The 25,088-nt window shown below is 57.7% G+C and carries 21 protein-coding genes; 6 read left to right on the top strand and 15 right to left on the bottom strand.

What is annotated here, in order from left to right; genetic code table 11:
* Nucleotides 1–20 precede the first annotated feature (20 nt).
* The 11 genes from AC1EKG_RS04580 to AC1EKG_RS04530 form a co-directional block, all read right to left on the bottom strand.
* Nucleotides 21–1,013 (bottom strand): sugar phosphate isomerase/epimerase family protein, encoded by a 993-nt coding sequence (locus AC1EKG_RS04580; RefSeq protein WP_481067754.1) that lies wholly within the window; start codon nt 1,011–1,013, stop codon nt 21–23.
* A gap of 7 nt (nt 1,014–1,020) precedes the next feature.
* Nucleotides 1,021–2,202 carry a Gfo/Idh/MocA family protein gene (locus AC1EKG_RS04575; protein ID WP_004806892.1) on the bottom strand — a complete coding sequence of 394 codons (1,182 nt, stop codon included), beginning with the start codon at nt 2,200–2,202 and terminating at the stop codon, nt 1,021–1,023.
* 133 nt (nt 2,203–2,335) lie between these two features.
* Nucleotides 2,336–3,313 (bottom strand): LacI family DNA-binding transcriptional regulator, encoded by a 978-nt coding sequence (locus AC1EKG_RS04570; protein WP_160309214.1) that lies wholly within the window; start codon nt 3,311–3,313, stop codon nt 2,336–2,338.
* 141 nt (nt 3,314–3,454) lie between these two features.
* Entirely contained in the window at nt 3,455–4,954 is a 1,500-nt protein-coding gene (locus AC1EKG_RS04565; protein WP_004806897.1) for a CoA-acylating methylmalonate-semialdehyde dehydrogenase, read from the bottom strand.
* Between the two features lie 293 nt (nt 4,955–5,247).
* Nucleotides 5,248–7,146, bottom strand: coding sequence for a 3D-(3,5/4)-trihydroxycyclohexane-1,2-dione acylhydrolase (decyclizing) (iolD, locus tag AC1EKG_RS04560; protein ID WP_004806900.1), 1,899 nt, complete (start codon nt 7,144–7,146; stop codon nt 5,248–5,250).
* A 10-nt stretch (nt 7,147–7,156) separates the two neighbouring features.
* Entirely contained in the window at nt 7,157–8,041 is an 885-nt protein-coding gene (gene iolB / locus AC1EKG_RS04555) for a 5-deoxy-glucuronate isomerase (RefSeq protein ID WP_004806902.1), read from the bottom strand.
* Nucleotides 8,038–8,901, bottom strand: coding sequence for a Cgl0159 family (beta/alpha)8-fold protein (locus AC1EKG_RS04550; protein ID WP_004806904.1), 864 nt, complete (start codon nt 8,899–8,901; stop codon nt 8,038–8,040). The genes iolB and AC1EKG_RS04550 overlap by 4 nt, the downstream gene beginning before the upstream one ends.
* Before the next feature lies 1 nt (nt 8,902).
* A complete protein-coding gene (gene iolC, locus AC1EKG_RS04545; protein WP_004806906.1) occupies nt 8,903–9,892 on the bottom strand; it encodes a 5-dehydro-2-deoxygluconokinase in 990 nt (329 codons plus the stop codon).
* A gap of 153 nt (nt 9,893–10,045) precedes the next feature.
* Nucleotides 10,046–11,053, bottom strand: coding sequence for a Gfo/Idh/MocA family protein (locus AC1EKG_RS04540; protein WP_004806908.1), 1,008 nt, complete (start codon nt 11,051–11,053; stop codon nt 10,046–10,048).
* A gap of 9 nt (nt 11,054–11,062) precedes the next feature.
* Nucleotides 11,063–11,995: a TIM barrel protein gene (locus tag AC1EKG_RS04535; protein ID WP_048706613.1), complete on the bottom strand. Its 933-nt coding sequence runs from the start codon at nt 11,993–11,995 to the stop codon at nt 11,063–11,065.
* A gap of 115 nt (nt 11,996–12,110) precedes the next feature.
* Complete coding sequence (locus AC1EKG_RS04530) at nt 12,111–13,718, bottom strand: MFS transporter (RefSeq protein ID WP_004806912.1); 1,608 nt, start codon at nt 13,716–13,718, stop codon at nt 12,111–12,113.
* A 371-nt stretch (nt 13,719–14,089) separates the two neighbouring features.
* Between AC1EKG_RS04530 and AC1EKG_RS04525 the strand changes: the two genes are divergently transcribed.
* The 4 genes from AC1EKG_RS04525 (at nt 14,090) to AC1EKG_RS04510 (ending at nt 18,019) form a co-directional block, all read left to right on the top strand.
* Complete coding sequence (locus AC1EKG_RS04525) at nt 14,090–14,839, top strand: GntR family transcriptional regulator (protein WP_004806914.1); 750 nt, start codon at nt 14,090–14,092, stop codon at nt 14,837–14,839.
* 116 nt (nt 14,840–14,955) lie between these two features.
* A complete protein-coding gene (locus tag AC1EKG_RS04520) occupies nt 14,956–16,032 on the top strand; it encodes a transaldolase family protein (protein WP_004806917.1) in 1,077 nt (358 codons plus the stop codon).
* Between the two features lie 105 nt (nt 16,033–16,137).
* Nucleotides 16,138–17,130: an inositol 2-dehydrogenase gene (iolG, locus tag AC1EKG_RS04515; protein WP_004806920.1), complete on the top strand. Its 993-nt coding sequence runs from the start codon at nt 16,138–16,140 to the stop codon at nt 17,128–17,130.
* A gap of 28 nt (nt 17,131–17,158) precedes the next feature.
* On the top strand, nt 17,159–18,019 hold the full coding sequence (locus tag AC1EKG_RS04510; protein ID WP_004806921.1) for a sugar phosphate isomerase/epimerase family protein: 861 nt from the start codon (nt 17,159–17,161) through the stop codon (nt 18,017–18,019).
* Nucleotides 18,020–18,111: 92 nt separating this feature from the next.
* On the opposite strand, the gene fucP is transcribed toward AC1EKG_RS04510, so the two are convergent.
* Both fucP and cysS read right to left on the bottom strand, forming a co-directional pair.
* Entirely contained in the window at nt 18,112–19,446 is a 1,335-nt protein-coding gene (gene fucP, locus AC1EKG_RS04505) for an L-fucose:H+ symporter permease (protein ID WP_004806923.1), read from the bottom strand.
* 158 nt (nt 19,447–19,604) lie between these two features.
* Nucleotides 19,605–21,101 (bottom strand): cysteine--tRNA ligase, encoded by a 1,497-nt coding sequence (gene cysS, locus AC1EKG_RS04500; protein ID WP_004806925.1) that lies wholly within the window; start codon nt 21,099–21,101, stop codon nt 19,605–19,607.
* A 95-nt stretch (nt 21,102–21,196) separates the two neighbouring features.
* On the opposite strand from cysS, the gene AC1EKG_RS04495 reads away from it, so the two are divergent.
* Nucleotides 21,197–22,264 (top strand): methyltransferase domain-containing protein, encoded by a 1,068-nt coding sequence (locus tag AC1EKG_RS04495; protein ID WP_278614281.1) that lies wholly within the window; start codon nt 21,197–21,199, stop codon nt 22,262–22,264.
* A gap of 2 nt (nt 22,265–22,266) precedes the next feature.
* On the opposite strand, the gene AC1EKG_RS04490 is transcribed toward AC1EKG_RS04495, so the two are convergent.
* Nucleotides 22,267–23,085 (bottom strand): spermidine synthase, encoded by an 819-nt coding sequence (locus AC1EKG_RS04490; RefSeq protein WP_004806929.1) that lies wholly within the window; start codon nt 23,083–23,085, stop codon nt 22,267–22,269.
* Nucleotides 23,066–23,569, bottom strand: coding sequence for a 2-C-methyl-D-erythritol 2,4-cyclodiphosphate synthase (gene ispF, locus AC1EKG_RS04485; RefSeq protein WP_004806931.1), 504 nt, complete (start codon nt 23,567–23,569; stop codon nt 23,066–23,068). Before ispF ends, AC1EKG_RS04490 begins: the two co-directional genes overlap by 20 nt.
* A gap of 108 nt (nt 23,570–23,677) precedes the next feature.
* Here ispF and AC1EKG_RS04480 point away from each other — a divergent pair, with 108 nt between their 5' ends.
* On the top strand, nt 23,678–25,003 hold the full coding sequence (locus tag AC1EKG_RS04480; RefSeq protein WP_004806933.1) for an MFS transporter: 1,326 nt from the start codon (nt 23,678–23,680) through the stop codon (nt 25,001–25,003).
* Nucleotides 25,004–25,088 lie beyond the last annotated feature (85 nt).

The raw sequence follows: 25,088 nt of genomic DNA, 5'->3' as shown, positions 1-25,088 counted from the left end.
TCCTTTTAGCTAGAACCTTCCTACTTGCCCTTATTGGCCGCCAGCAGCGTCTTCGCTGACACTTCAATGCCGGCTAACTGGTCTAGGAATGGGTCCTCATGTTCAATATTGACGTTCATGTTTGGGTTTACCGCCTCGATGTGCCGCAGGAATTCTGCCCACCAGTCGGTATTATGCCCATTCCCAACAGCTACGAACCGCCAGGGCGCCGGCTCTGCCCAAGTAGAACAGTAGTGGGCCATGCCAGACGGATACGGGTTTTCATCAGGCCACTTGGTGAAGTTGTCATCGAGCACACCCCGTACATCGACATCCGGCAGTATCTTCGTATCCTTGGCGTGGACGTGGTAAATATGTTCGCCGAGGTAATCGATGCATTTGAAGATGTCCATGCCCTGCCACATCAGATGCGACGGATCCATGTTTACGCCTATGTTTGTTGGCTGCACTCGCTCAAGGAAATTCATGAAGCCCACCGGGGTGAAGACAGTATTGTGCGGGTGCAACTCCCACGCAAGTTTCACTCCCGCATCAGCCGCCCTCTTGTCCATCTCTTTCCAGTACTTATCTAGGACGGACTGCTGGTAGTGCAGCACTTCTAGGTAAACGCCGTTCCACGGATTTACCACCCAGGAGGGATACTTTGCATCCGGGTCCGAACCGGGTGCGCCCGACATACACACAATCTCGTCCACCCCCAGCTTGGAGGCCAACTCGATCGCCCTCTTCAAGTCGTAGTGATGGCGCGGCCCGACGTCCGAGAGGGGATCCAGAACGTTGCCCGAACAGTTCATCCCGGTTATCTGCATCCCCTTATCAGCAAACAGCCCCCTATATTCCTCGCGCGCAGTTTCTGAAGAAACTAGCAGGTCAACGTGGCAGTGTGGGGAAGGAATAAAACCGCCCACGTTCACTTCCGCGCCATCGAGGCCATACCCCTTCAGGATGTCCAAAGCTTCTGCCAAATCGTAGTTATGTAGGCATGCGGTATATGCCCCAAGTTTGAGTGACATCTTTGTCCTATCGGATCGTTACTTCAGCCCCGCCATCATTGGCGGAGCGCACTATTGCTTCTTGGATTCGCATTGCCCGGTAGCCGGCCTCGAAAGAAGGCACTGCGGGCAATCCAGTGTCTACCCCAGCGACCTGGCCTAAGAAAGCATGCGCCTGGTAGATGAACTGGTCAATCTGGGTTACTCCCACCCCGCCGAAGGCCATTGACGATCCCGCCCTAAAATACGGGAAATCCGGGTTAGCAAGAACCACTCGCGGCCCCGCAATGTCTGGGTCATCTGAACGGGTTTGTACCACAAGCTCCCCGGCCCGCGCCATGTCGAAGGCAGCGAACCCGTCAGTGCCGTAGACCTCAAAGCGCTGCGAGTTGGGATGTCCCAACGCAACGCGCGAACAGGTAAAGGACCCGACTACCCCACTTTCGAAAGAAGCAGTAAAGACCGCCACATCGTCGTTGGTCACCGGACCCATCTGGGCGCTTTGCACTTTCTTGCCGCGCTGCAGCGCCTGCGCCCCGGCGACAATCGGCCTCTCTTTGATGACGGTGGCAAACCCGGCCCCAGACACGGCCTTAATCTTGCCGCACACCAACTCGGCGGTGTTCAGCAGGTGCGAGCCCACGTCGCCCAACGCTCCCGACCCCATCGGACCGGTGTAGCGCCAGGCCAAGGGCGCATTGCGATCACAGCCATAGTCGCAAAGGTAGGTGCCGGTGAAGTTCACCAGTTTCCCAAAGCGACCTTCCTTCGCCAGCTCCGCCGCTTTCGCGATCGAGGGCGACCACCGGTACCCGAAGGCCGTACCGGTTTGTACTGAAGCCGACTTCTCTAGTTCCGCGAGCGCCTTGGCGTCCTCGATCTTGTCGGTCAGCGGCTTTTCGCAAAGAACATGCTTTCCAGCCTTCACCAGTGCTTCCGCCATTTCGCGGTGAAGGGCGTTTCCCACCACAATCGAAACCACGTCGATGCTGGGGTCGTCCAGAATGTCGCGCCAGTTTTCGGTAGCCTTTTCGTAGCCGTACCGCTTTGCAGCATCCTGCGCGAAAGGAAGGTAGGCATCGGCGATCGTTGCCAGTCTGACTGGGGGAAGATTGGTGTCGAAGACGGTGGTTGCTTGCCGCCAGGCATTGGCGTGGGTTGCTCCCGCCATGCCAGCACCTATGACTGCTACGGATAGTGGTTTTGCCATTTCGTCTCTCTCTTCTTTGAGAATGTGCTGCTTGGGCACCCAATGGCCGGGTCCTGTCTCGTTGACTTTCACGCTACCAAAGTTTTTAACGCGCGTCAACGCTTTGTAATATCATTTTTTCAAAAATGTAAATTCAGCCTCGCGAGGACGAGCGGACGATCAGATTTCCCTCTTCGACCAACTGCTGCTCTTTGCGACCGCCAAGCGCGCGCAGCAACGCCAAGCACCCTAGATTGAACCCCTTTTGATCGACGCTAGTCAGGTCAATTTCGGGGGCGGCAGCTATTGGAATATTGTCATAACCAACTAAGCCCACATCCAACCCGACATGCAGGCCCCGCACGGTTAGCCCCGACATTAGCGACAGCGCCAACATGTCGTTATGGGCCACAAAGGCAACGCTCTCGTGCTTTTCGATTCGAGTATCTATAAGACGCCCAATACCATCCCGACTTACCATCGTCAGCTCGTAGGTGATCGCCTTGTTCTTCTTCACGCTTGCACGGAACGCATCACGTCGATCGCGCGCCCCCAGTTCACCCGCGTCCTCGGAATAATTAACGTAGACCAGATGCTGCCACCCCGCCTCATACAAGTGGCCAACCATCTGTTCCATGATGGGATTGGGATCGGCATACACCGCCGGCACGCACGGATCCGGAGAAGGCCGGCCAACCACTACCAGCGGCGCCTTTCGCCCTAGCTCGATCAACTGTGCCTTGGTTTGCATAGGACTAACCAAGATCAGCGCATCCACGGCCAAATCAACAAACTTCCAGGCCGAGAACAATTCGGTAGCTGCTTCGGCGCCAGTGTCCGCAACCAGCACCAATTTCCCCGCATCCTTCGCTACCGTACGCGCCCCCGACACCACAGAATCGTAAAAGCTATTAGACAGATTGGGCAGGATCAGCCCCACAAGCCCAGATTTAGAAGAAGCCAGCATTGCCGCCGCAGCATTGGGCCGATACCCAAGCTTCGCTGCCGCCTCGGCTACACGCTTTTTGGTTTCGGGGCGAATCTTTGGGGAATCATGAAGCGCCATGGACACGAGGCCCCTAGAGACGCAGGCCAGATCTGCAACGTCCTGTTGGGTTACTTTCCTAGCCATAAAAATCATTTTACATAAACTCTCAGGAATAGTTCAGGTTTGTCTTTTCACTCCCCTGACTTGCCGCGGCCTGCGCGGACACCTTTAAAAAGACCTGACCAGAGATTTACTCCCTGGTCAGGCCCTATTCGCTAGGCTAAATTAGTCTTCTTTTTCGAAAGACAGCGTCGCGTCGTGGACGCCGTCCTCGGAGGGCCAGCGCGAAGTGATCGCCTTTGCGCGAGTGTAGAACTCGACGCCCTCGGGCCCGTGAATGTGGTGCTCGCCGTTCAGCGAATCCTTCCAGCCGCCAAAAGAGTGGTAGGCAACCGGGGTTGGGATTGGCACGTTGATGCCGACCATGCCAGCCTCAATCTCGTGCTCGAAACGCCGGGCAACCCCGCCGTCATTAGTAAAGATAGCCGAGCCGTTGCCGACGGTCTGGGCATTCATTAGCTCAATCGCCTCATCAAAGGAGTCCCGATGCTGAATCAGCAGTACCGGGCCAAATACCTCTTCACAGTATGCCTTGGCCTCTAGCGGAACGTCCTCGAGAATGGTTGGGCCCAGCCAGTAGCCGCCGTCGTAGCCCTCCACCGTCTGCTTGCGTCCATCCAGAACAACCTTGGCGCCCATCTTTTCCGCCTCGTCGATCCAAGAGATAATGCGCTCCTGGGCGGCCTTCGAGATGACCGGGCCAAAACCGGACTTCTTGTCATTCCCCTGCCCCGGAATAGCAATCTCGGCAGCCTGCTTCTTTACCGCCTCGGCCAGGCCATCGCCAGCCTCGCCTACAGCCACCGCCACAGAGAGTGCCATACACCGCTCCCCGGCAGCACCAAATGCGGCTGCAGCCAGCCACTTTGCTACGAATTCCTGATCGGCATCAGGCATCACCATAGCGTGGTTATTTGCCCCGCCAAGAGCCTGCACCCGCTTGCCAGCTTCGATCGCTCGCTTCTGCACCAGCTTGGCAACCTTGGTAGAGCCCACAAAGGACACTCCCTGCACGGCCGGGTTGTCGATCATGACGTTCGTGATCTCGTTGTCGCCAGGCAGCAGCGAGAATAGCCCGTCGGGAAGACCTGCTTCCTTCAGCTTCTTCGCCATATCAAAGGCAGCAGAGGGAACAGCGTTGGCAGGCTTTAGTACAATAGCATTTCCGGTGGCCAATGCCAGCGGGAACATCCACATAGGGACCATGGCGGGGAAGTTGAACGGCACAATGCCGGCTACTACGCCCAGAGGCTGCCGGATGACCTTCAGATCGACATTGGTACCTACGTTGTAGGAATACTGCCCCTTGGAATTGGCGCCAATGTTGCATGCATATTCGACCGTTTCCAGGCCGCGCTGAATCTCTCCGCGCGCATCCGACAAGGTCTTGCCATGTTCGTCCACCGACAGCTGCGCCATATTGTCAATATCGTCCATGACTAGCTGCCGGAACCTGTACATCACTTCCTGCCGCTTCGGAATCGACTTGTTGCGCCATTCCTTTTGCGCCTTGTCTGCCAAAGCGATGGCTTCTTCTACCTGCTCGGGGCTTACCAGCTCCAAGGTCCCAATGACTTCTCCGGTAGCCGGGTTGTCGATATCTACTTTTCCACCCTTACCGTCAACGGCTTTGCCGCCGATCCAAGGCTTGACAACGTAAGTCATAAAAGTATCTCCCCAATGAGTTGCTTTTTAAGTCTGCTAAGAGCCTCTAATTGCTTCGGTCTCTTGCTCCCATACTACGGTCTTTTGTCCTACCATTCAACAGTTTGTCCTATCAATACGCTTTTATTGTGAGCACGGGTTTCGCCATTCTTCACCCTTCTACATTGCTGTTGGGCCAAATGCCAGGCCACCCACACCCGGGCCCCAAGTCCGGGGTGAGAAAGGAAAATGCCCCGACGCTTGCGCGTCGGGGCATTTTCGAGCGAACCCAAGAAAGCTACTTCCTGGGGGTTTTACCAGTAATGCCGCTGATACTTGTCCTTGTATTCGATGTATTCCTTGTAAGCTTCATTGGTCGAATCAAGGCGGGAAGTCTGCGACACCGCCACGTCCCACCAGGACGAAGCCGGCGGATTAGGCCCGTACAGATCCGTTTCAATGTAGATCATGGTGGCCTTGTCAGAGGCAGCTGCCTTCGCGTAAGCATCGCGGAATTCCGCGATGGAGTGCACTCGAAGCACATCCAGCCCCCACGATTCGGCATTGGCCGCAATGTCAACGCTCAGCAGTTCGCCGTCCTCGTTATGGGCGTTGCCATCCCCCACCCTGTAGCGGGTGCCGAAGCGCTGCGAACCGTGCGACTCGCTAAGAGCGCCAATGGAGGCGAAACCATGGTTTTCCAGCAGCACGTAAATAACCTTGATGCGTTCCTGCACCACGGTAGCCAGTTCCATGGGCAGCATCTGGTAGGTGCCATCTCCCACTATGGCTACTACCTCGGAGTCAGGCAGCGCCAGCTTCACGCCCATTGCGGCAGGAACCTCATAGCCCATGCACGAGAAGGCGTATTCGACATGGTACTGGATCTCGGACTTGGCCTGCCACAGCGCCTGCAAATCACCCGGCATAGAACCAGCGGCGTTGATTACCACGTCGCGCTCGCCAAGCATCTCGTTCAAAGCGCCGAAGACCTCGGTCTGAGCCGGCAGCGGACCATGGTCCAGGTGGTAGCACTTTTCAGTGGCCTTCATCCAAGCTTCGCGCTCAGCCGCAATTTCCTTCGCGTAGTCCTCGTCCACCCTGTATCCGGCAAGGGCGTCCTTCAGGGCAACCAGGGCCTCGCGGGCGTCTGCAACTACCATCACCGCGGAGTTCTTCGCCGCGTCGAAGCTAGTCACGTTGATGTTGACGAAACGGACATCGGGGTTCTTGAACTGAGTCCGCGACGCCGTGGTGAAATCGCTGTAGCGGGTACCAATGCCAATGATCAGGTCCGCCTTGTCAGCCAGATGGTTGCCGGAATCGCCACCGGTCGAACCCACGCCGCCAACCGAGGACGGGTGATCGAAGGTAATAGCGCCCTTCCCTGCCTGAGTGTCAGCAACCGGCAGTCCCGTTGCCGTAGCCAATTCGCGCAGCTCTTCGTGGGCGTGCGAATACTTGACGCCACCGCCCGCAATGATGAGCGGCCGCTTGGAAGCCTTGATAGCAGCAACTGCCCGCTCCAATTCCGCCGGCGAGACAGCGGGCCGGCGCAGGTGCCAGACGCGCTTATTGAACATTGCCTCCGGGAAGTCGTAGGCCTCCGCCTGCACATCCTGCGGCAAGGCGATGGTCACGGCTCCAGTTTCGGCGGGGTCAGTCAGCACACGCATAGCGGCCATCAGCGAGGGCATCAACTGCTCGGGCCGGTTGATGCGATCGAAGAAACGAGACACCGGCCTAAAGGCGTCGTTGACCGACACGTCCAGGCTGGTGGGATCCTCTAACTGCTGCAGTACCGGATCCGGGAACCGGGTAGAGAAGATGTCCGACGGGAACAGCAGCACGGGCACGCGGTTGGTCGTAGCCAGCGCCGCACCGGTAACCATATTCAGGGAGCCGGGGCCAATCGAGGCCGTGCAAGCCAGGAACTGCGTACGCTCGTTAGCTTTCGCAAACGCTGCCGCCGCGTGCACCTGCCCCTGTTCGTTGCGAGGCATGATGTACTTCATGCGCCCACCGTCCGGTTCTGGATCGATCTCGTTTTGTAGCAGCGCCTGCCCCAGTCCAGCCACGTTGCCGTGGCCAAAGATACCGAAGGTGCCGGGCACAAGGCGCTTTTCTACACCGTCGCGCTCGGAGTACTGATTCACCAGGAAGCGGACAATTGCCTGCCCGACGGTTAGCCTAACTTTGGGTTCGCTCTTCATTGTTGTTTGCCTACTTTTCTACTGTTTTTGTCATGGGCAGGCGCGGATCTACCTGCTGCTCACCCCATGTTTCCTTCACCCAGGCGTGGACCGGATCGTCGGTCATTAGCCAGGTTGCGTCCTCGGCTGGGCCTGCCATCACATTCAGGTAGTACAGGTCGTAGCCAGGCGCGGCGGCGGAAGGACCGTGGTAGCCGTAGGGCATAACCACAACGTCGCCCGTGCGCACCTCTGTGCACACATCGATCGGGTGGCCCGGAGACGGGTAGACGCGCTGCAGGGCGAAGCCTTCAGAACCGTCCTTGCCAGGACGCACCTCAAAGTAATAGATCTCTTCGAGCTTGCGCTCATTCTCGTTATGTTCGTCGTGCTTGTGCGGCGGGTAGGAGGACCAGTTCCCGCCCGGGGTCAACACTTCGGTGACCAGCAGGTGGTCGGTCTTAAGCTCATTGCCGAGGGCGTAATTGTTCACCTGCCGTGAGCACGGGCCAGCCCCGCGCAAGGAGGTGTTGACGGCTTCCTTGCCCCAGTAGGACACCTCGAGGCGCTCGTTGCAGCGCGAAGTGGGCAGGCAGAAGCGGCCACCCTCTTTAGAGGTGATAGTGAAGGTGGTGTCGCGAGGAATGTACAGGTAGTCAGACACTTCGGTCCAAATATTCTCGCGTCCTTCGAGTTCATATTCCTTGCCCTCTACACTTACCGTGCACGCCCCCTCCAGCGGCAGTACCAGCAATTCGTCGCCATCAGAGTCCACCTCTTCACTTCCGCCGGCTGGCAGGTTCAGTACCTTGATGCCGGAAAATTCCCATCCTGCAATTTCGGGACAGACATCAGTGTCAAACTGTCCGTGAGCGGTGGAACCGGCTTTTTTCAAATACTTTTCGTTGTCACTCATAGCATCTCCACTGTCTGATCGACCGCCTTGGCGACATCGCCGTCAGGCGGAAATAGGAGCGATCTTCCGATCACTAGGCCTTTGACATTCGGTAGTTTCAGGGCTTTGCCCCAACCATTCATCGCAGCTTCGGGATCTGAGGAAACTTCCCCACCCAGAATAAGCGATGGAAGAGTAGTAGCCGCCATGACTTTTTCCATGTCAGGTACGCATGGCAGCTTTAGCCAGGTATATGCGGACGTCCGTCCTAGGCCCTCGGCGATCGCGATGGAGCGAATCACCGCCTGCGGCTCTAGGTTGTTCACAATCCGCCCATCTTTTGTTTCCGAGATGAACGGTTCAACCATGGCCATAACTTTTTCATCTGCTAGTTCGTTCACGGCCTTCGCAGCCGCATCTAGCGTTGCCGGGGTGGCGGGATCGTCAAAATGAATGCGCAGAAGCATCTTGCCGCCATCCAGCCCGGCGGCTTTCACGCCGGCCGCGTCGTAACAATTGAAGCGGTCGTCTATGCCGAAGCTGGCGCCGTCTAAGCCGGCGCGGTTCATGGAACCGTAAACCAGCTTGCCTTCCAGGGCTCCCATCAGCGCCAAGTCTTCGATCATGTCCGCGGTGCCAAGAAAACCGTGTACGCCGGGGCGTCCGAGGGCTTCAGCACAGCGCGAGAGCAGTTCTTCGCGGTCTGCCATTGCAGTGTTGTCGGCACCCGCTTTGAGCGCTCCGCGTGCCGGGTGATCACAAGCGATGATCAGCATTGCCCCGTCTTTGGGCACGCTTCCCTTCTTCCGGTTAGCAAGGGTTTGCGCAATCTTTTCGGGTTCAGTTGCGCGAATATCAGCTATTTTTTCGATGATGGACATGTCAGTTCCGCTCGGTTACTTGTGGTTCGGCCTCCGGGTGCGCCCTCATCATGTCGAGGATTTCAGGCTCGGAAGCCATAGCGGTCGAGCATTCTAGGCGGGTGCATACTAGGGCACCTGCCGTCGATGCCGCCGAGATAATTTCTGGTAGATCCCAGTCAGAAAGCAGCCCGTGGCACAGGGTGCCGCCGAAGGAATCGCCTGCCCCGAGCCCATTTACTACGTCTACTTCGGTGACTGGAACTTCAATGCGACGATCCTTGGTCTTGCACAGGGTGCCCTTCGGGCCCTGCTTGACAATGGCAATTTCTACGCCGCGATCTAGGAGGGCGTCTGCTGCCCGGTCTGGTTCCGTCTCGCCTACCGCAATGCGGCATTCTTCCTTGTTGCCCACAGCGATGTTGACGTATTGGAGGGCCTCTCCCACTCGTTCAGTGGCGAGCTTTTCGTCTTCCCAGAACATGGGGCGGTAGTCCAGATCGGCAATCACCCAGTGCTCGCGCCCGCGAGCCTTCAGGGCGTGCATGTGAGCGCCGAAGGAAGGTTCTTCAGAAAGGCCGGTTACCGAGATCCAGAAGATCTTGGCCTTCTGCAGGGCGTCCTCTGGAATATCCTCCGGGGTAATTTCCAGATCGGGGGCTTTCGGCTGCCGGTAGAAGTACAGCGGGAAATTGTCTGGCGGGAAGATTTCGCAGAAGGTGACCGGGGTAGATAGCGTCTTGCTGGTCTTCACGTAGGTGTCGTACACGCCGAGGGCGCGCATTTCGCTGCGCACGTACCTGCCGAATGGGTCGTCGCCCACCCCGGTGATTACCGCGGCGGAGTGGCGCAATTTTGCCGCTGCAACCGCAACGTTAGTGGGGGAGCCTCCCAGGAACTTACCAAAGGAGGTGACTTTTTCCAGTCCGACTCCCGTCTGCAACGGGTAAATGTCCACGCCAGAACGCCCTATGGTAAGTACATCCAGCTGCGGTTCCGGTATCCTACGCATCGACAAAACCTTCCTTCATTGTGCACGGTATGCGTGGCTGGCAGCTACGCTGCCTGCGCCATCGATGGCGCTTGCTCCGGCTTTTGATTGTGGGGCAGGTTTACTCTTTGCTGCCGCTCGGAGCAGGCGGCAGCGCCGAGCAAACCTGATTGTTTAGTTGTAGAAAGCAGGCTTTTCGATTAGCTCAACGGCAATCTGTTTGCCGCCCTCTTCCTGGGATCTAAGTGCGGCATCCACTACCGAGGTGGCGGCGTAGCCATCCCAGGCAGTAGAACCGGTGTGGCGATCTTCTGCTACCGCGTTGATCCACGACTGCACTTCCGTATCGAAGGCTGCCTTGAACCTGTCTATGTGGGATTTGCAGATGGCATTGCGGTTGCCGCTCGCGTCACGAATAACGGTCTTTTCCTGGTCGCCCAACCTGGCTGCCGCGCTTTCCATGACCACTTCACATTCGATGGAGTAGCCCCACCCCAGATTGACGTTCACCTCGTCATCCAAGCGGATTCCCGATTCGGTGTACATCACCAGCACGATCGGCTCTTCCAACCCGTCGTGGGCGCGGCTGGTCTGGCGGACGGGATCAACGCGCACAGCCTTAATCTCTTCGCCAGTCATCCACCGCATCGTGTCGATCTCGTGGATGGCCGTGTCGTCAATCAGCATCCGGGAAGTGTAATTGTCGGGCACGGTGGGGTTGCGGTGGCGGTTGTGCACCATCAGCACCGGGCCGTATCCGCCCTCGGCAATAGCATCCTTCAGCTGGTTGTAGCCCTGGTCGAAACGCCGCATGAAGCCAACGGTCACCAGCTTCTTGCCGGCTTTCTCCTCGGCCTGCATGATCTTCTTGCAGTCCTCGGCAGTAGTAGCCAACGGCTTTTCGCACAGTACGTACTTCCCCGCCTCGACGGCGGCGATTACGTCAGGGGCGTGCACCTTTCCGAAGGTCGCAATCAATACGGCATCGACGTCCGGGGCCGCGATCAGTTCTGCCCCGCTGCCGTAGGCCTTCCCACCTACTTGGGCTGCGACCTCTTCGGCAGCCTGTAAGTTCAGGTCAGCCGCGGCCACCACCTTCGCGCCGGCCAAATCATTCACTATGCGATCCACATGAGCCCTGCCCATGCCGCCGCATCCAATTAGTCCGATTCTTACTGTCATGGCATGCTCCTACAGGGTTCCCAGGCCGATAGAGGCCAAGTATTCGCGAGTCTTAATAGCATTCGGAAGCGGGAAATCCGGCGCGCACGGGTAACAATCCTGCTCGCACACGCAATAGATATCCCTGTCCAATTTGGAAAGGGCGTCAATCAGCGCCACCATGTCGGGCGCGCCCGCTGGAGGACGCACCGCGGCTCCCTTAGCGACAGCTTCACCAAACGGCCAATCCTCCACGTGCGCCTGCTTTGATAGGGCCACGTCAAAGGACTTGATGTGAACGTAGGTGATGCGGTCTGGGTAATCGCGCACCATCTGAATCGGATCGCCGCCGCCGTAGACAATGTGGCCGGTGTCAAGACACAGATTCACGTATTTCGGATCCGTGGCCTTGAAGATTCGGTCAATGTCTTCGGGGGTTTCGATGTGCGAATCCCCGTGGGGGTGCAACACCATCTTCAGTCCGTATTCATCCAGCAGCATCTGCCCCAGCCTGTTGGCGTTTTCCACGTACAGCTTCCAGGCGTCGGGGCGCAGGACGCGATCATCGGTCCACTGCCAGGACTTGTCGTCACGGTACAGCGGAGGTAGGTGCACGATGTATTCGGCTCCTACTGCCGCGTGTGTTTCAGCGATGGCGCGGAAGGTCTTTTCAGTTTCCGGCCATGCCTCAGCTTTGTGCAGGATACCCCAGCCGGTACCAGCTACAACTTTGAAACCGAATTCGTCACACCACCGGGTGAGTTCCTTCGGGTCAGTCGGGAAGTAGCCGTAGGGGCCAGTTTCCAGGATTTCGAAGCCGGCCTCTGCCATTTCCTTCATGGCTTGGCGAGGCTCTATCTGCTTTTCGTCCTGGGGGAACCAAACGCCCCACTGGTCAGGGCAGACACCGACTGCCAGCTTCGAGTACCTAGGATCGGTCAGATTTCTAGCTTTAGAAGTCATTTCCTCTCCTTTCCTTGAGCTGGGCGCCACCTCTTTGAAGCGTCGCGTCGTCGTCGACGTCACATCTCAATACTATGTTCTTTTGTTCTTACAAACAACCCTATCGGGCGTTTGCCTACGAAAAGCGCTTCTGCAAGCGTTCTTCGACCTCCTCTAGAGAGTACATCTTCGTTTCGGGCACAACCTTCCAGTAGAAGAGGAAGGTACCAATATTGATGAGGCCGAAGATCAGATACGTCTTTGACCCTCCCAAGAACTCCATCATCGAGGGGAATACCATTGCGACAATTCCGTTGAAGAACCAGAGTGCGCCTACGGATATGCCCTGCGAGATACCGCGAATTTTTGCCGGGAAAATCTCAGACATGAGCACCCAGTTGACCGTGCCCGCCTGCTTGGCAAACACAAAGAGGGAAACCACCAGCACAACCAGCCACGGAATGTAGGCAGGAATCGCCTTGCTAATATTGCCCGCCTCATCCGTGTAAGGCTGGATCCCAAAGTGGAAGATCGCGGAAAGGACTAGCAAGGAAGCAGCAATACCCGCCTCTTGGCCCATCCCCACATGGCGACGCATGAACTTGCCTACAAGCCACATGCCAATCAAAGACCCTACCGCCGAGACGAATCCGGTAACTACGTTCAAGGTAATGGCATCCGAGGTAGCAAAGCCTGCCGAGTGAAGGATCTTCGGCATGTACCACATGGCCGTATTGATGCCGGTAAGCTGGTCTCCGATACCAAGCACAATGCCGATATAAATAATTCGCCGCGTCCACTTAGTCTTGAACGCCTGCTTGAAGCCCCACTTTTCTTGATTCTCTTCTGCACGCTCCAGATCGATCATTTCGCACATTTCGTCAGCAACTTCTTCATCAGAAGTACGCAGACGCTTCATCGAAGCGATCGCCTCGTAATAACGCTTCCTGGTCGCATACCACCTAGGCGACTCTGGCATGACACGCATTCCCAACCACAACGCAATAGCAGGAATGGTTGCCAACACGAGCATCCAGCGCCAGGCGTGCCCATTGCCTTCCAGGACGGCAACATCCGTCATATTCTTTAGAATGTCCCAGCTGACCACATCACCGCGCTGGTAAGTGCCGGAAGGATCACTCCCAACTACAGCTTGCGGAGCGTGGTTGTAGTGAGCGATCACAGCGTTCATCGAGTAGGCAATGAACTGACCGAACACGATCATGAACTGGTCCAATGCCACGATCGGCCCACGAATGGACTTCGGAGCAGTTTCCGCTAGATACAGAGGAACAGTCGATGAGGCCCCACCGACTGCCCACCCCAAGATAAAACGGAAGGGATACATGACAATGACGTTTGGCGAGAAAGTGCACCCGAGCGTTCCCAAGCAGAACATGAACGCTAGGAACAAAATCGAGCGGCGACGCCCAATGCGGTCGTTGATTTGCCCCCCAAAGAAAGCACCGAAAGCTGCACCGAAAGCCAAAATAGCGGTGACTACACCTTCCGAGAAGGCTGTCAGCGCCAAGCCGCCAGCTGCATGGGGAAGATACATGTACGGAAGGGCCCCAGCAATAACGCCGGTGTCATACCCAAACAGAAATGAACCAATGGTTGCCACGATCGCAAGTACGATAGGGGCGCGATGCTTTCCGCTCGCCTTAATACGAGCAACAAGCCCACTTACTGCCGCCTTGTCCGGGACCATCCCATCTGGCAACTGCGCTCTAATATCAGACATCCTCGTCCTCTCATATCTTCGGCACTAGCAGCAGCCGAGGCCACCTTGCGCGGATGGCCCGGGGTGCCCCTGTACGGGTAGGGACATAGCATACTGCAACCAAGCACCTAGTTGAGTAACACAATAGCAGGCTTCACTTGTTTGTAAATACATTTTTACGTACAATTAATAAGGCTGATCTCTGCAGAGTATCCGCAACCGCCTACCGCTCACCGAATTTCCCGCTTGGCAGCGCAGTTAATACACGGTTATGCTTTGTGCGAGTTTGCCGCTACATTTTTCCAAAGCGACGCTTTATGCGTCCCAAATGCACCAGCGGCGGCACCCGAGGAGCACTCGCCCTCAATAATCAATTTGGAGGTAAATCGACAATGCCAGGGAAAGTTCCGGCTGCGCCACAGATCAGGGTTGACCACTCCCTACCAGTCCCCTTATACCACCAGATCAGCGAACCGTTGCGCAAACTGATCACCAGCGGGCAACTAGAGCCAGGAACCCGGCTCGAAGATGAGCTATCAATGGCTAAGCGGCTAGGCGTCTCGCGCCCTACCGCCCGCCGCGCCCTCCAAAACCTTGTAGACCTTGGACTCGTAATTAGAAAACGGGCCATCGGCACCATCGTCGCCCCAAAGGCTATCCACCGCGATTTAGAACTAACCAGCCTGTACGAAGATTTGTATCGCGCAGGCAAGAAACCCTCCACAAAGGTTCTGGAATACACCATCACGACCCCTCCCGCCCATGTCGCAATCTCGCTAGGCATCTCCGAAGACCAGCCAGTCGCCTATATTCGCCGCCTGCGTTTTGCAGACAATGAGCCGCTGGCAATTCTGACCAACTACATTCCCGAGGACATTGCCCCAAAGCCGGCCGAGCTCAGCGAGCATGGCCTCTACGCGGCCATGAAGAACAACTCCGTCTCAACCCACACCGCCCGCCAAAAGATCAGCGCTCGCAAAGCCACCCAAACCGAGGCCGAATTGCTAAAGGAATCGCGCGGGGCCGCAGTGCTGACCATGGAGCGCATCGGCTACGACGCTGAAGGGCGTGCAATTGAGTATGGGGCTCACATATACCGGGCCTCACTATATTCTTTTACCATGAGTCTAAACGCAAATTAACCTATTTTGTTAGGACAATGTATTGACATATTGTCTTAACTTTGCCTACCATTGTCATTGTTCACACGGAGACGCCAGCGCAGGCTCTCCAGTCCTGACTACCACCAGGAGATTCAATGACGAAGGAATACACCCCCGGGCCGCTCTACGAAGCATCCCAGAAGACCAAAACCGCCCTCTGGAACGACTCTTCCGACCTGCACGAACTGAGCGAATCGATCAAAATGGGCGGCGTGGGCGCAACCTGCAACCCATCAATCGCCCTCAACACTTTGAAAGCCCACCCGGACGTATGGGGGCCACACATCAAGAAATTGGCCGAGCAGATGCCCACGGCAACCGAGAACGAGATCGGTTGGAAGACCGTCGAAGACATGTCAGTCGAGGCCGCCAAGCTGCTTGAACCCGCCTTTGAAGAATCGAATGGCAAGAACGGCCGCCTGTCCGTGCAGACCACTCCCGCCAACTACCGCAACGCCGAAAAGCTGGTAGAGCAGGCAGTCCACTTCTCTGAGATGGCTCCGAACATCATCGTAAAGATCCCAGCCACTGCAGTTGGCATCGAAGCTCTAGAGGAAGCCACCTACCGCGGAGTAGTTTGCAACGTCACCGTATCCTTCACCGTGCCACAGGCAGTATCCGCCGGCGAGGCAATTGAACGCGGACTCAAGCGCCGCGAAGAAGAGGGCAAGGACATCTCAAAGATGTGGCCAGTAGTTACCCTTATGGTTGGCCGCCTCGACGACTGGATCAAGATCGTTGCCGAACGCGAGCGCCTAGTAATCGACCCAGGCCACCTGGAATGGGCCGGCATCGCAGCCATCAAGCGAGCCGCAGTCGAATTCGAAAAGCGCGGGCTCCGTTCCCGCATGCTCGCCGCTGCCTTCCGCAACGTCAACCACTACCTAGAACTGGTCGGTGGCGACCTAGTCGTCTCCCCACCGTTCAAGTGGCAAAAGCGCATCAACGATGGCGGCGCCGACATGGTGGAGCGCTGGGATGCCCCAGTTCCCGAAAACATTATGAAGACTCTGCTGTCCATCGACGAATTCCGGCGCGCCTACGAGCCTGACGGAATGAAGCCGGATGAGTTCCTCACCTTTGGCGCAACCGTTCGTACCCTGCGCGGCTTCCTTGCCGACAACGCAAACCTGGATGCGTTCGTTCGCGACATCATCCTTCCCCAGCCGTAACAAGTTCTAAAAAGGGGCTGATTTCGCTTACACACCACCAGGTGGAATCAGCCCCTTTTTCGATTCCAAAAGTCCCTAACTCCATTTCACCTATAAGGAGACACAATGATTAATTTCGGTCTAATTGGGGCAGGCCGCATCGGACAGGTTCACGCCCGCTCCCTGGCCGCCCACCCTAATGCGCGGCTAGTGGCAATCGCCGACCCGGTCATCGAAGCAGCCGAAAAACTTGCAAAGTCCTACGACGCCCGCGCAGTTGCCGACGCCGAGGAACTATTCCAGGCAGACGACATTGACGCCGTAATTATCGGCTCCCCCACTCCACTACACGTCGCTCACATCACCGCCGCTGTGAAAGCTGGCAAGGCGGCTCTTTGCGAGAAGCCAATTGCCATGTCCTCTGCTGACGAAGAAAAACTGATGAAGGCCATCGAAGGATACGACGCAAAGGTAATGCTGGGCTTCAACCGTCGTTTCGACCCCGCCTTCGCAGCCGTCCGAAAGGCTGTTTCAGACGGCAAGATCGGCGGCGAAATCGAACAGCTAACCATCATCAGCCGTGACCCAGCTGCCCCACCAAAGGAATACATTGCGGTTTCCGGCGGCATCTTCAAGGACATGACCATTCATGACTTCGACACCGCGCAGTTCATGCTCGGCCCAATCAAGACTGTTCAGGCCGTCGGCCAGAACCTAGATCCCGAACTGGCAGACACCGGCGACTTCGACGCCGCAGTAATCACTCTGATCGCAGAGTCTGGCGCGGTAGCAACCATCACCAATTCCCGCCACTGCTCCTCCGGCTACGACCAGCGGTTGGAAGCATTCGGCAAGGACGGCGCATTGTTCGCCGAGAACATTCGCCCCACCACCGTGCGCTTCTCCAACAACCAAGTCACAGACGCCCAGGACGTCTACCTGGACTTCTTCCTGGACCGCTACGCGGACGCATACGCCCTCGAACTGGGCCACTTCATCGACGCCCTAGAGGCCGGCGAAGAAATCTCGCCCTCGATCGCAGACGGCTTTGCCGCCCTGCGCATTGCTGAAGCCGCAGAAGAATCTGCACACGACGGCTCCAAACCCATCCACCTATAAAAACTACAGAACATAGAAGAAGGAAAAAATGAAGATCGCCGGAGCCCCCATTTCCTGGGGCGTATGCGAAGTCCCGAACTGGGGATACCAGATGAGCCCGGAACGCGTACTCACTGAAATGAAAGAAATCGGCCTAACTGCCACCGAATTTGGCCCCCAAGGCTGGCTGCCCGTTGAAGCGCAAGCCCGTGCCGAAGCCATCTCGAAGTTCGACCTGAAACCGGTTGGCGCATTCTTCCTGGCCATCATGCATGACCCCAACTACGATCCGATGCCCGCAGTGGAAAAGGAACTGGAAGCCTTCCGCGTTGCCGGCGGCGAATACCTGATCCTGGCATGCGATTCTGGCCGCGAAGGCTACGACAACCGTCCCGTCCTAGACGATGAAGGTTGGAAGACCCTGTTCCATAACCTAGATCGCATCAAGGAAAGGGCTGCCAAGGACGGCGTCACCGCCTGCGTACACCCACACTGGGGCACCATGATTCAGAACGTCGAAGAGGTCGAGAAGATGATGGCAGAATCCTCCATCGGCCTCTGCCTAGACACCGGACACCTAGCCGCCGGCGGCGCCGACATCGTCAAGCTAACACAAAAGTATGCAGATCGCGTCGACATTGTCCACGCCAAGGACATCCACAAGGACATGACCGACAAACTACTGCCACACGAACTGACCTGGTCCGAGGGCGTGCGCGCAGGCATGTTCGCCCCCATCGGCGAAGGCGACATCGACTTCCGTGCAGTAGTTGACGCACTGAACGAAGCCGGCTTCGACGGCTACTACGTTCTTGAGCAGGACATCATGATCGACGGAGAACCCGAAGAGGGCAAAGGCCCGATCGAGATGGCACGCCGCTCGTATAACGCGTTGAAAGCTCTGGCCTAGTTTGCGCTAACTAGTCCATTCCTTAGAAGAAGAAACGTCCCGGGGATCTCTCGCTTATCCCCGGGACGTTACTTATCCGTTTTGCGTTAGCTTTAGCAGCCGCCCTCGGCAGAAGGACGCAGCGCCGGCACGCGCACCACATAGATGGCGTAAGCCAGAATAATAGTGAGGCACAGGGCGGGAATTACGTAGCTGAAAGAGGCCGAAGTCTTGTCCAGCAGCCAGCCCTGCACCATGGGCATGACGGCTCCACCCAGGATTGCCATTACCAACCCGGCAGCGCCGAACTTGGTGTCGGCCCCCAGCCCTTCCAGGGCTACCCCGTAAATGGTGGGGAACAGCAAAGATAGGCAGGCAGACAGGGCAACCACACATACCGCCCCAACAATGTTGCCGGTTGCAACAGCAACCAAGGTGAGCACTACTCCCACCGTGCACATCAGCACCATCAGCTTGCGGGCATCGAACTTACCCATGATCGCTACCATGACGAAGCGCGAAACAAGGAAGATCAGCAAAGAGCCCTGCAGCCACCAGCCACCCTTCGTATCCGGGATGCCGAGGGCGTCGGTGACGTAGTGCAGCGTGTAGGTCCAGATGCAGGTTTGTGCGCCCAAGTTGAAGAACTGGGCCACCACCCCGAAGCTGTAGTGCCGGTTGAACATCAGCCGCATCAGCCGCGAATCGGCCGGGTTACCGGCAACGTGCTGTTCTTCTTCCACATTCCCACCACTGTGGGACTGGGGCTTGGTAAACCAGATGCCCAACAAAATCACCACGTACACCAACGCCAGCAGCAGGTACGGGCCCATGATGGCCTGCAATTCCACGGACTGGGTTGCGCGCAGGGCGGCAGGGGTCATGGACGCGCGCTGGGCGGGAGTGGCCGGGCTAATGTAGGGCAGGATAAAAGTGGCGGCCATGAATACGCCCAGGTTGGCGCCAATCGGGTTGAAAGCCTGCGCGAAGTTGAGCCGGCGCGTCGAATTCTGTTCCGGCCCCATAGACATCACGTACGGGTTCGCGGACGTTTCCAGAATGGATAGCCCCGAAGCCAGGGTGAACAGGGCAGCAATGAACATGCCAAAGGTCATTACTTTCGAGGCCGGATAGAACATCATGCCCCCGGCAGCAGCCAGGCCCAGCCCCACTATTACGCCCGCCTTGTAACCCAACCGAGCGTTCAAGAACGCTGCCGGCAAAGCCAGGAAGAAATAGGCACCGTAGTAGGCGGACTGCACCAGTGAAGATTGGAAAGCGCCCATCGAAAAGACCGACCCGAATACCTTGACCATCGGGTCCGTCATGGTTGCAGCTACACCCCATGCGGCGAAACAGATAACCATCAAAGCAAATGAGGCTCCAGCCCCTTCGTACACAATCCCTATCTTCTGGGAAGGGCGGGGCGAGGACGCAACCTGGCTCATGGGCGCTACCCTTTCGTCAGTTTTTTACGAACAACGAAAAACTTTCGCACACCAGAGGCAGTTTGCAAAGTTAAATGCCGCCTATACCACACTCGCTTTTCCGCTACCGTGAAGCATAGGCGGCAAATTATTCAGTTATGTGGGCCTAAAGAACCATGTCAGGATAGGTGCCAGTGGGCTCCATCGGCTCCATCTTCGACAACAATTCCGGCTGCCGTGAGTTGATCACGAATTGCATCCGCGGTTGCCCAGTCTTTTTCTGCGCGGGCAGCACCACGCTGCTTGATCAATTCGCCGACCAGAGTGTCGAGGGCGCCCTCGTGCGAATCCACTACCTGGCTGCCACCCCACTGGTCGCCCGCCGGATCCAAGCCGAGCGTGTCCAACATGGCGCGGACGGAAAGTACTGCCTCTCGTAGCGCGTCCTTGTCCCCGCTCTGCAACGCGGCATTGCCTTCGCGGACCTTCTCGTGAACTGCCGCGAGCGCGCCGGCCACATTGAGGTCGTCATCCAGTGCCTGGGCGAAAGCGTCCGTTACGGGCACGCCCTGCAGTTTCGCCGAGGAAGAGTCAGCGCCATACCAGTGCCGCCACACCTGGTCCCCACTAGGGGCCTGCACATCCTGCAGCACGTCCCCACCAAGGGCCTTCTGGGCGCGAGTGACGAATCCTGCCAGTTTCTGCCAGACGGCATCGGCAGCCTTCAGGGAATCTTCCGAGTATTCGACGGTGGAACGGTAGTGGACCGTGCCCAGTGTGAAGCGCACCAGCACGGCCGGGTACTGATCCAATATGTTCTGGACGATCAGGGAATTGCCCAACGACTTGGACATCTTCTCGCCTTTAATGGTTACCCACGCGTTGTGCATCCAGCGGCGGGCAAAGCCGTAACCAGCGCCGTGCGACTGGGCCTGCTCGTTCTCGTGGTGCGGGAAACGCAGGTCGATGCCACCGGCGTGGATGTCGAATTCGTCGCCCAAGTAGCGCCGCGACATGGCCGAGCATTCCAGGTGCCAACCTGGCCGCCCCTTGCCCCACGGACTGTCCCACTTAGCAGTGTCAGGTTCGCTGTCCTTCGCAGCCTTCCAGAGGGCGAAATCGCGCGGGTCGCGCTTGCCTGCTTCCACGTCCTGGTCGATCTGAGATTCGTCCTCGGTAGTAGCCAGGTCCTCGAGCCGCTGGTGGGTGAGCGAACCGTAGTCCTTTAGCGAATGCACGTCGAAGTAGACGCTACCCTGCCCGTCAGAATAGGCGTGGCCGGCGTCGATCAGCCGTTGCACCATGGCAATCTGGTCAGGGATGTGCGCGGTAGCGTGCGGTTCGTAGGTAGGAGTCAGGGTGCCCAAATCGCGGTAGGCCTTAGCAAATTCCTGCTCGTACTTGTAGGCGTGCGCCCACCAGGGCTGCCCTTCCTCGATAGACTTTGCCAAAATCTTGTCATCAATATCGGTCACGTTACGCACGTAAGTGACCTTGTATCCCGAACGCAGGAACCAGCGCACGGCAACGTCAAATGCCAGGGCGGAACGCATGTGCCCGATGTGGGGGCTGCCCTGCACTGTAGCCCCACAGACGTAAATACACACCTGCCCGGGCGTTACCGGTTCGAAGGGAGTGGTCTTACGGGTCTTGGAGTCATGAAGTTTCAAAGTCACAGTGCAAGTGTATCGAAGCAGACTAAAGCGCGGTTAATATAGTTCACATGCAGTGCGCCTACTTTGATGCCGGAAAGTGCCGCTCGTGTACCTTGATGGGCACTCCTTACGACGCGCAAGTTGCCTCTAAGCAGGCAAAAGTTTCCGCAATGCTGCCCGAGGGCGATTTTTGGGCCGAACCTTTCTGCGGCCCCGAAAGCGGATTTCGCAATAAGGCGAAGCTGGCTGTAGGACGAAAGGGCCGGTCTGGCCCTTACCAACTAGGCATTCTCGCACCCGGCAAGGGCGTGCAAGACCTAACGGCATGCGGCCTTTACGAGGCACCGGTACGAGCCGCCTTCGCCCCCATCAGGAGGGCGCTGACAAGGACCGACCTAAAGCCTTACGATCCGGCCACTCACAAAGGCCAGTTGCGCACCGTAATTGTCAGCGCGAATCCTGCCGGCCACCTGCAGGTCAGGTTCGTGTGCCGCACCGCCGCTTCGATTGTGCCGCTGCGGCGCGCTCTAGCCGGGTTGCAGGCAGAATTGCCGCAGCTAGTAGCGGCCTCCATCAACTTGCACCCGGAGCACGTTGCCCTTTTAGAGGGCGCCGAAGAAGTTCCCCTTACAGAAGGTGCCCGCCTGACCATGCCGGTAGGCGTCGACCTGCAGCTCGATAGGCGCAGCTTCTTCCAAACCAACACCACCGTTGCTCGCGGGCTGTACGCGCAGGCCCGCGATTGGGCAGGCACCCCGGACGGGAAAGCCTGGGATCTTTACTGCGGAGTGGGAGGCTTCGCCCTCACCCTCGCTAAAGCGGGGTGGGAAGTAGCTGGCGTAGAAGCCATCGACGCGGCAATTGCGTGCGCCCGCGACGCGGCCACAGCACAGGGATTGCACGCCCGCTTCGAAACCGGCGATGCCACCGAATGGGCGTTGGCGCAAACTGAAAAGCCCGCCCTCGTCGTAGTGAACCCACCCCGGCGCGGCATTGGGAAAAAGCTTGCCACAGCGCTAAACGAGGGCGGAGCCAGGCGAATCCTATACTCCAGCTGCAACCCCAAAACCCTGGCCAAAGATCTGCAAGTCCTTAGCAATTACCGGCTGCGCCGAGCCCGTCTCTTCGACATGTTCCCCCAGACGAACCACGCCGAAGTACTGGTAGAACTGCTGGCCGACTAAGCCTACAAAGCGCGGTAGCAACGGGCTGGCAGTGGGAGTCGGCGGCACGCCCGATCTATGTCGTTCACGTCCCAGCCACCAACGCAGGCCGCAAGCACAATATTGCCGTGCCTAGCGCGCTTCACCACCGCCGGGTCAGCCACCGCTACCACGGTCGGCCCGGCTACCTCGGTAACCCCCGCCTGCTTTTGCGCGTGATGGGCAGCGTCAAGCAGCAGCTGCAATTGCTCTCTGGCCTTGCCAATGCCATCAGCACTGGTCACGTTCGCAAGGAACACGCCCTCGCCCACAGCCCGCATTGCTGAGGCAAAAAATTCAGCGGTAGCGCACGCTTCCGGCACCTCCCGGTTCGCGAACACGTCCCGAATCACCACATCCCAGCTGCCTGGGCGGGTGGCGGCAAGCTCAGCCGCTGCCTCCCCAACTCGGATACGCAGCAAGGGCGAACGCGGCAGCGCGAACCACTCACGCACCTTCTCAGCCAAAACAGGATCGATCTCGACCGCCGTATTCTGACTGCCAGGGCGTGTCTTTGCCCATGCCCTCGCCAAAGCACAGCCGGCTCCACCCAGATGCAACGCCCGCACCGGCTGATCCCCAAACGCCACCTGCACCAGCAGATCCATGTGCTGGTGGTACTCAAACTCCAACAATTCGGGGCGGTCAGGATCAATGAAAGACGATTCGGCACCGTCCAAATAAAGCATCCATCCGCTCCCCCACTGGCGCACCTGCGCCAATTGCATCCCCGTATCAATGCGAGTCGGAAGCAGCTCCGATTCACTGGAACGCTTCGAACGCTTAGTCTTCTTGTGTGCCATCTTGCCTCGGAAATACTAGTGCCGTAGCAACTGCGGCTACGCCCTCGCCCCTACCTGTAAATCCCAGCCCATCGGAAGTGGTAGCAGAAACCGTCACCGGAGCGCCAAGAGCCTTCGACATGGCCGCATTGCATTCCGCATAACGCTTGCCCATCCGCGGCTTATTACCAATCACCTGCACGGCCACATTGCCGATCTGCAGCCCCTTCGCGGCAACCATCCGCGCCACCTCCGCCAGGAATGCGCCCCCGGACGCACCCGCCCATTCTGGCCGGTCAGTACCAAAGTTCGTTCCCAAATCGCCTAAAGCCGCAGCCTGCAACACCGCATCGCAGGCGGCATGGGCAGCCACGTCGGCATCGGAATGCCCCTCCAAACCCGGGCCATCCCACTTCAAACAGGCCAACCATAGTTCGCATTCAGGATCGGAAGAAAAGGCATGCACATCAGTGCCAATGCCCACGCGAGGAACAACGAAGCTCATGGCTCAAGCATATCCAACCGAGTAACTTCCCCGCCGCCGGCCCATCTATTTGCCAACAGATACCAATTAGTATCCCTACAGTTCACCTATTCGTTATAGCCTGAGCTAGTGTCTAACCGATCAATAAGCAAGAAGCAAGTTGCTGCCTGGGCAGCGTGGGACGCGGGCAGCGCAGGAATCAACGCGGTTGCCACTACCTTCGTTTTCAGTGTCTACCTAACCTCTTCAGGATTTGGCACCGAAAACCACACCACCCAAGCGGTCTCTTTCGGCATGGGCATTGCCGGCTTGCTCGTCGCCCTCACCGCCCCCATCACCGGGCAGAGGGCCGATCGCCGCGGCAAAGGCACGGCCTGGCTCGGGATCTTCTCGATGATCGTGGTGGCCGCTCTAGCAGCCATGGCACTAGTTCAACCAACCCCTTCCTACCTGTACTTCGGGGTATTCCTGCTAGGTTTGGGAACCGTCTTTTCCGAATTTGCTTCCGTAAACTACTACGCCATGCTCCCACGAGTTTCCACCCCACAAACCGTTGGACGCATCTCCGGACTGGGATGGGCGTCCGGTTACTTTGCGGGCATATTCTTGCTGCTCATACTGAACTTTGGGCTTATTTCCGAGGACGCCCTCATTCCCGTTTCCCGAGAAAATGGCTTGCCGGTGCGCGTGGCAATGCTAGTAGCGGCAATCTGGTCGCTGCTGCTTTACCTGCCCGTACTGAAGGCCGTTCCTGGCAGGGCGGTGCCGGGTGCCGATCAGATGGAACGCGAATCTTTCATCCAGTCCTACAAGAACCTGTGGCAGACGGTAAAAACTCTGTTCCATAAGTCGCCCCACCTGCTCTACTTCCTATTTGCCTCCGCTATCTTCCGAGACGGGCTTTCCGGAGTCTTCACCTACGGCGGCATGATTGCAGCCACCACGTTCGGGTTCTCCTCGGCCGAAGTACTTCTATTCGGCGTCGCCGCCAACGTCGTGGCCGGCATCTTCACCTTCGGACTGGGCTACTTTGACGACAAATTCGGCCCCAAGTCGCTGATGGTGTTGTCGCTCAGCTCCCTGGTGATCGCCGCCCTCGCCATCTTCTTCATGCACGATGGTGGGAAGGTCGTCTTCTGGGTGCTAGGCCTATTCCTGTGCATTTGGGTTGGGCCTGCACAGTCGGCGTCTAGGTCTTTCCTGGCCCGCCGTATTCCCAAAGGCAACGAGGGCGAGGTCTTCGGTCTGTACCAAACCACAGGTAGGGCGGCCACCCCGCTGGCGCCGGCCATGTTCGGGTTCTCGATCTGGCTGGGCGGCAAGATTACTGGGCTGCAGAACGCCACCTACTTCGGCATTCTAGGGATCGGTTTCGTGCTGCTGGTTGGGCTGCTACTGCTGCTGCCTGTGCGCGCCGCCGATGCTCGCCTAGAGCACATTAGCCACGAAAACTAGGCTGATTACGTGTAACTGGTGCCTCTATTCGAGGGGGGCTCCCTTATTGGGGGGGGGGGGCTCCCTGGTCGCCTTTTTCTTTTTT

The organism is Winkia sp. C0117E2 (genome assembly GCF_056590455.1).
Note: the sequence above shows the minus strand (reverse complement) of the source record. Positions and strands in the feature narration are given on the sequence as shown.

What these genes read in the sequence shown, in the direction of transcription:
- AC1EKG_RS04525 (WP_004806914.1), top strand. Translation starts at nt 14,090, where the DNA reads ATGCCAGGGAAAGTTCCGGCTGCGCCACAGATCAGGGTTGACCACTCC.
- iolD (WP_004806900.1), bottom strand. Translation starts at nt 7,146, where the DNA reads ATGAAGAGCGAACCCAAAGTTAGGCTAACCGTCGGGCAGGCAATTGTC.
- iolG (WP_004806920.1), top strand. Translation starts at nt 16,138, where the DNA reads ATGATTAATTTCGGTCTAATTGGGGCAGGCCGCATCGGACAGGTTCAC.
- AC1EKG_RS04535 (WP_048706613.1), bottom strand. Translation starts at nt 11,995, where the DNA reads ATGACTTCTAAAGCTAGAAATCTGACCGATCCTAGGTACTCGAAGCTG.
- AC1EKG_RS04530 (WP_004806912.1), bottom strand. Translation starts at nt 13,718, where the DNA reads ATGTCTGATATTAGAGCGCAGTTGCCAGATGGGATGGTCCCGGACAAG.
- AC1EKG_RS04580 (WP_481067754.1), bottom strand. Translation starts at nt 1,013, where the DNA reads ATGTCACTCAAACTTGGGGCATATACCGCATGCCTACATAACTACGAT.
- AC1EKG_RS04550 (WP_004806904.1), bottom strand. Translation starts at nt 8,901, where the DNA reads ATGTCCATCATCGAAAAAATAGCTGATATTCGCGCAACTGAACCCGAA.
- AC1EKG_RS04570 (WP_160309214.1), bottom strand. Translation starts at nt 3,313, where the DNA reads ATGGCTAGGAAAGTAACCCAACAGGACGTTGCAGATCTGGCCTGCGTC.
- AC1EKG_RS04490 (WP_004806929.1), bottom strand. Translation starts at nt 23,085, where the DNA reads ATGGCACACAAGAAGACTAAGCGTTCGAAGCGTTCCAGTGAATCGGAG.
- ispF (WP_004806931.1), bottom strand. Translation starts at nt 23,569, where the DNA reads ATGAGCTTCGTTGTTCCTCGCGTGGGCATTGGCACTGATGTGCATGCC.
- AC1EKG_RS04575 (WP_004806892.1), bottom strand. Translation starts at nt 2,202, where the DNA reads ATGGCAAAACCACTATCCGTAGCAGTCATAGGTGCTGGCATGGCGGGA.
- AC1EKG_RS04495 (WP_278614281.1), top strand. Translation starts at nt 21,197, where the DNA reads ATGGGCACTCCTTACGACGCGCAAGTTGCCTCTAAGCAGGCAAAAGTT.
- AC1EKG_RS04540 (WP_004806908.1), bottom strand. Translation starts at nt 11,053, where the DNA reads ATGACAGTAAGAATCGGACTAATTGGATGCGGCGGCATGGGCAGGGCT.
- AC1EKG_RS04510 (WP_004806921.1), top strand. Translation starts at nt 17,159, where the DNA reads ATGAAGATCGCCGGAGCCCCCATTTCCTGGGGCGTATGCGAAGTCCCG.
- AC1EKG_RS04565 (WP_004806897.1), bottom strand. Translation starts at nt 4,954, where the DNA reads ATGACTTACGTTGTCAAGCCTTGGATCGGCGGCAAAGCCGTTGACGGT.
- iolB (WP_004806902.1), bottom strand. Translation starts at nt 8,041, where the DNA reads ATGAGTGACAACGAAAAGTATTTGAAAAAAGCCGGTTCCACCGCTCAC.
- fucP (WP_004806923.1), bottom strand. Translation starts at nt 19,446, where the DNA reads ATGAGCCAGGTTGCGTCCTCGCCCCGCCCTTCCCAGAAGATAGGGATT.
- iolC (WP_004806906.1), bottom strand. Translation starts at nt 9,892, where the DNA reads ATGCGTAGGATACCGGAACCGCAGCTGGATGTACTTACCATAGGGCGT.
- AC1EKG_RS04520 (WP_004806917.1), top strand. Translation starts at nt 14,956, where the DNA reads ATGACGAAGGAATACACCCCCGGGCCGCTCTACGAAGCATCCCAGAAG.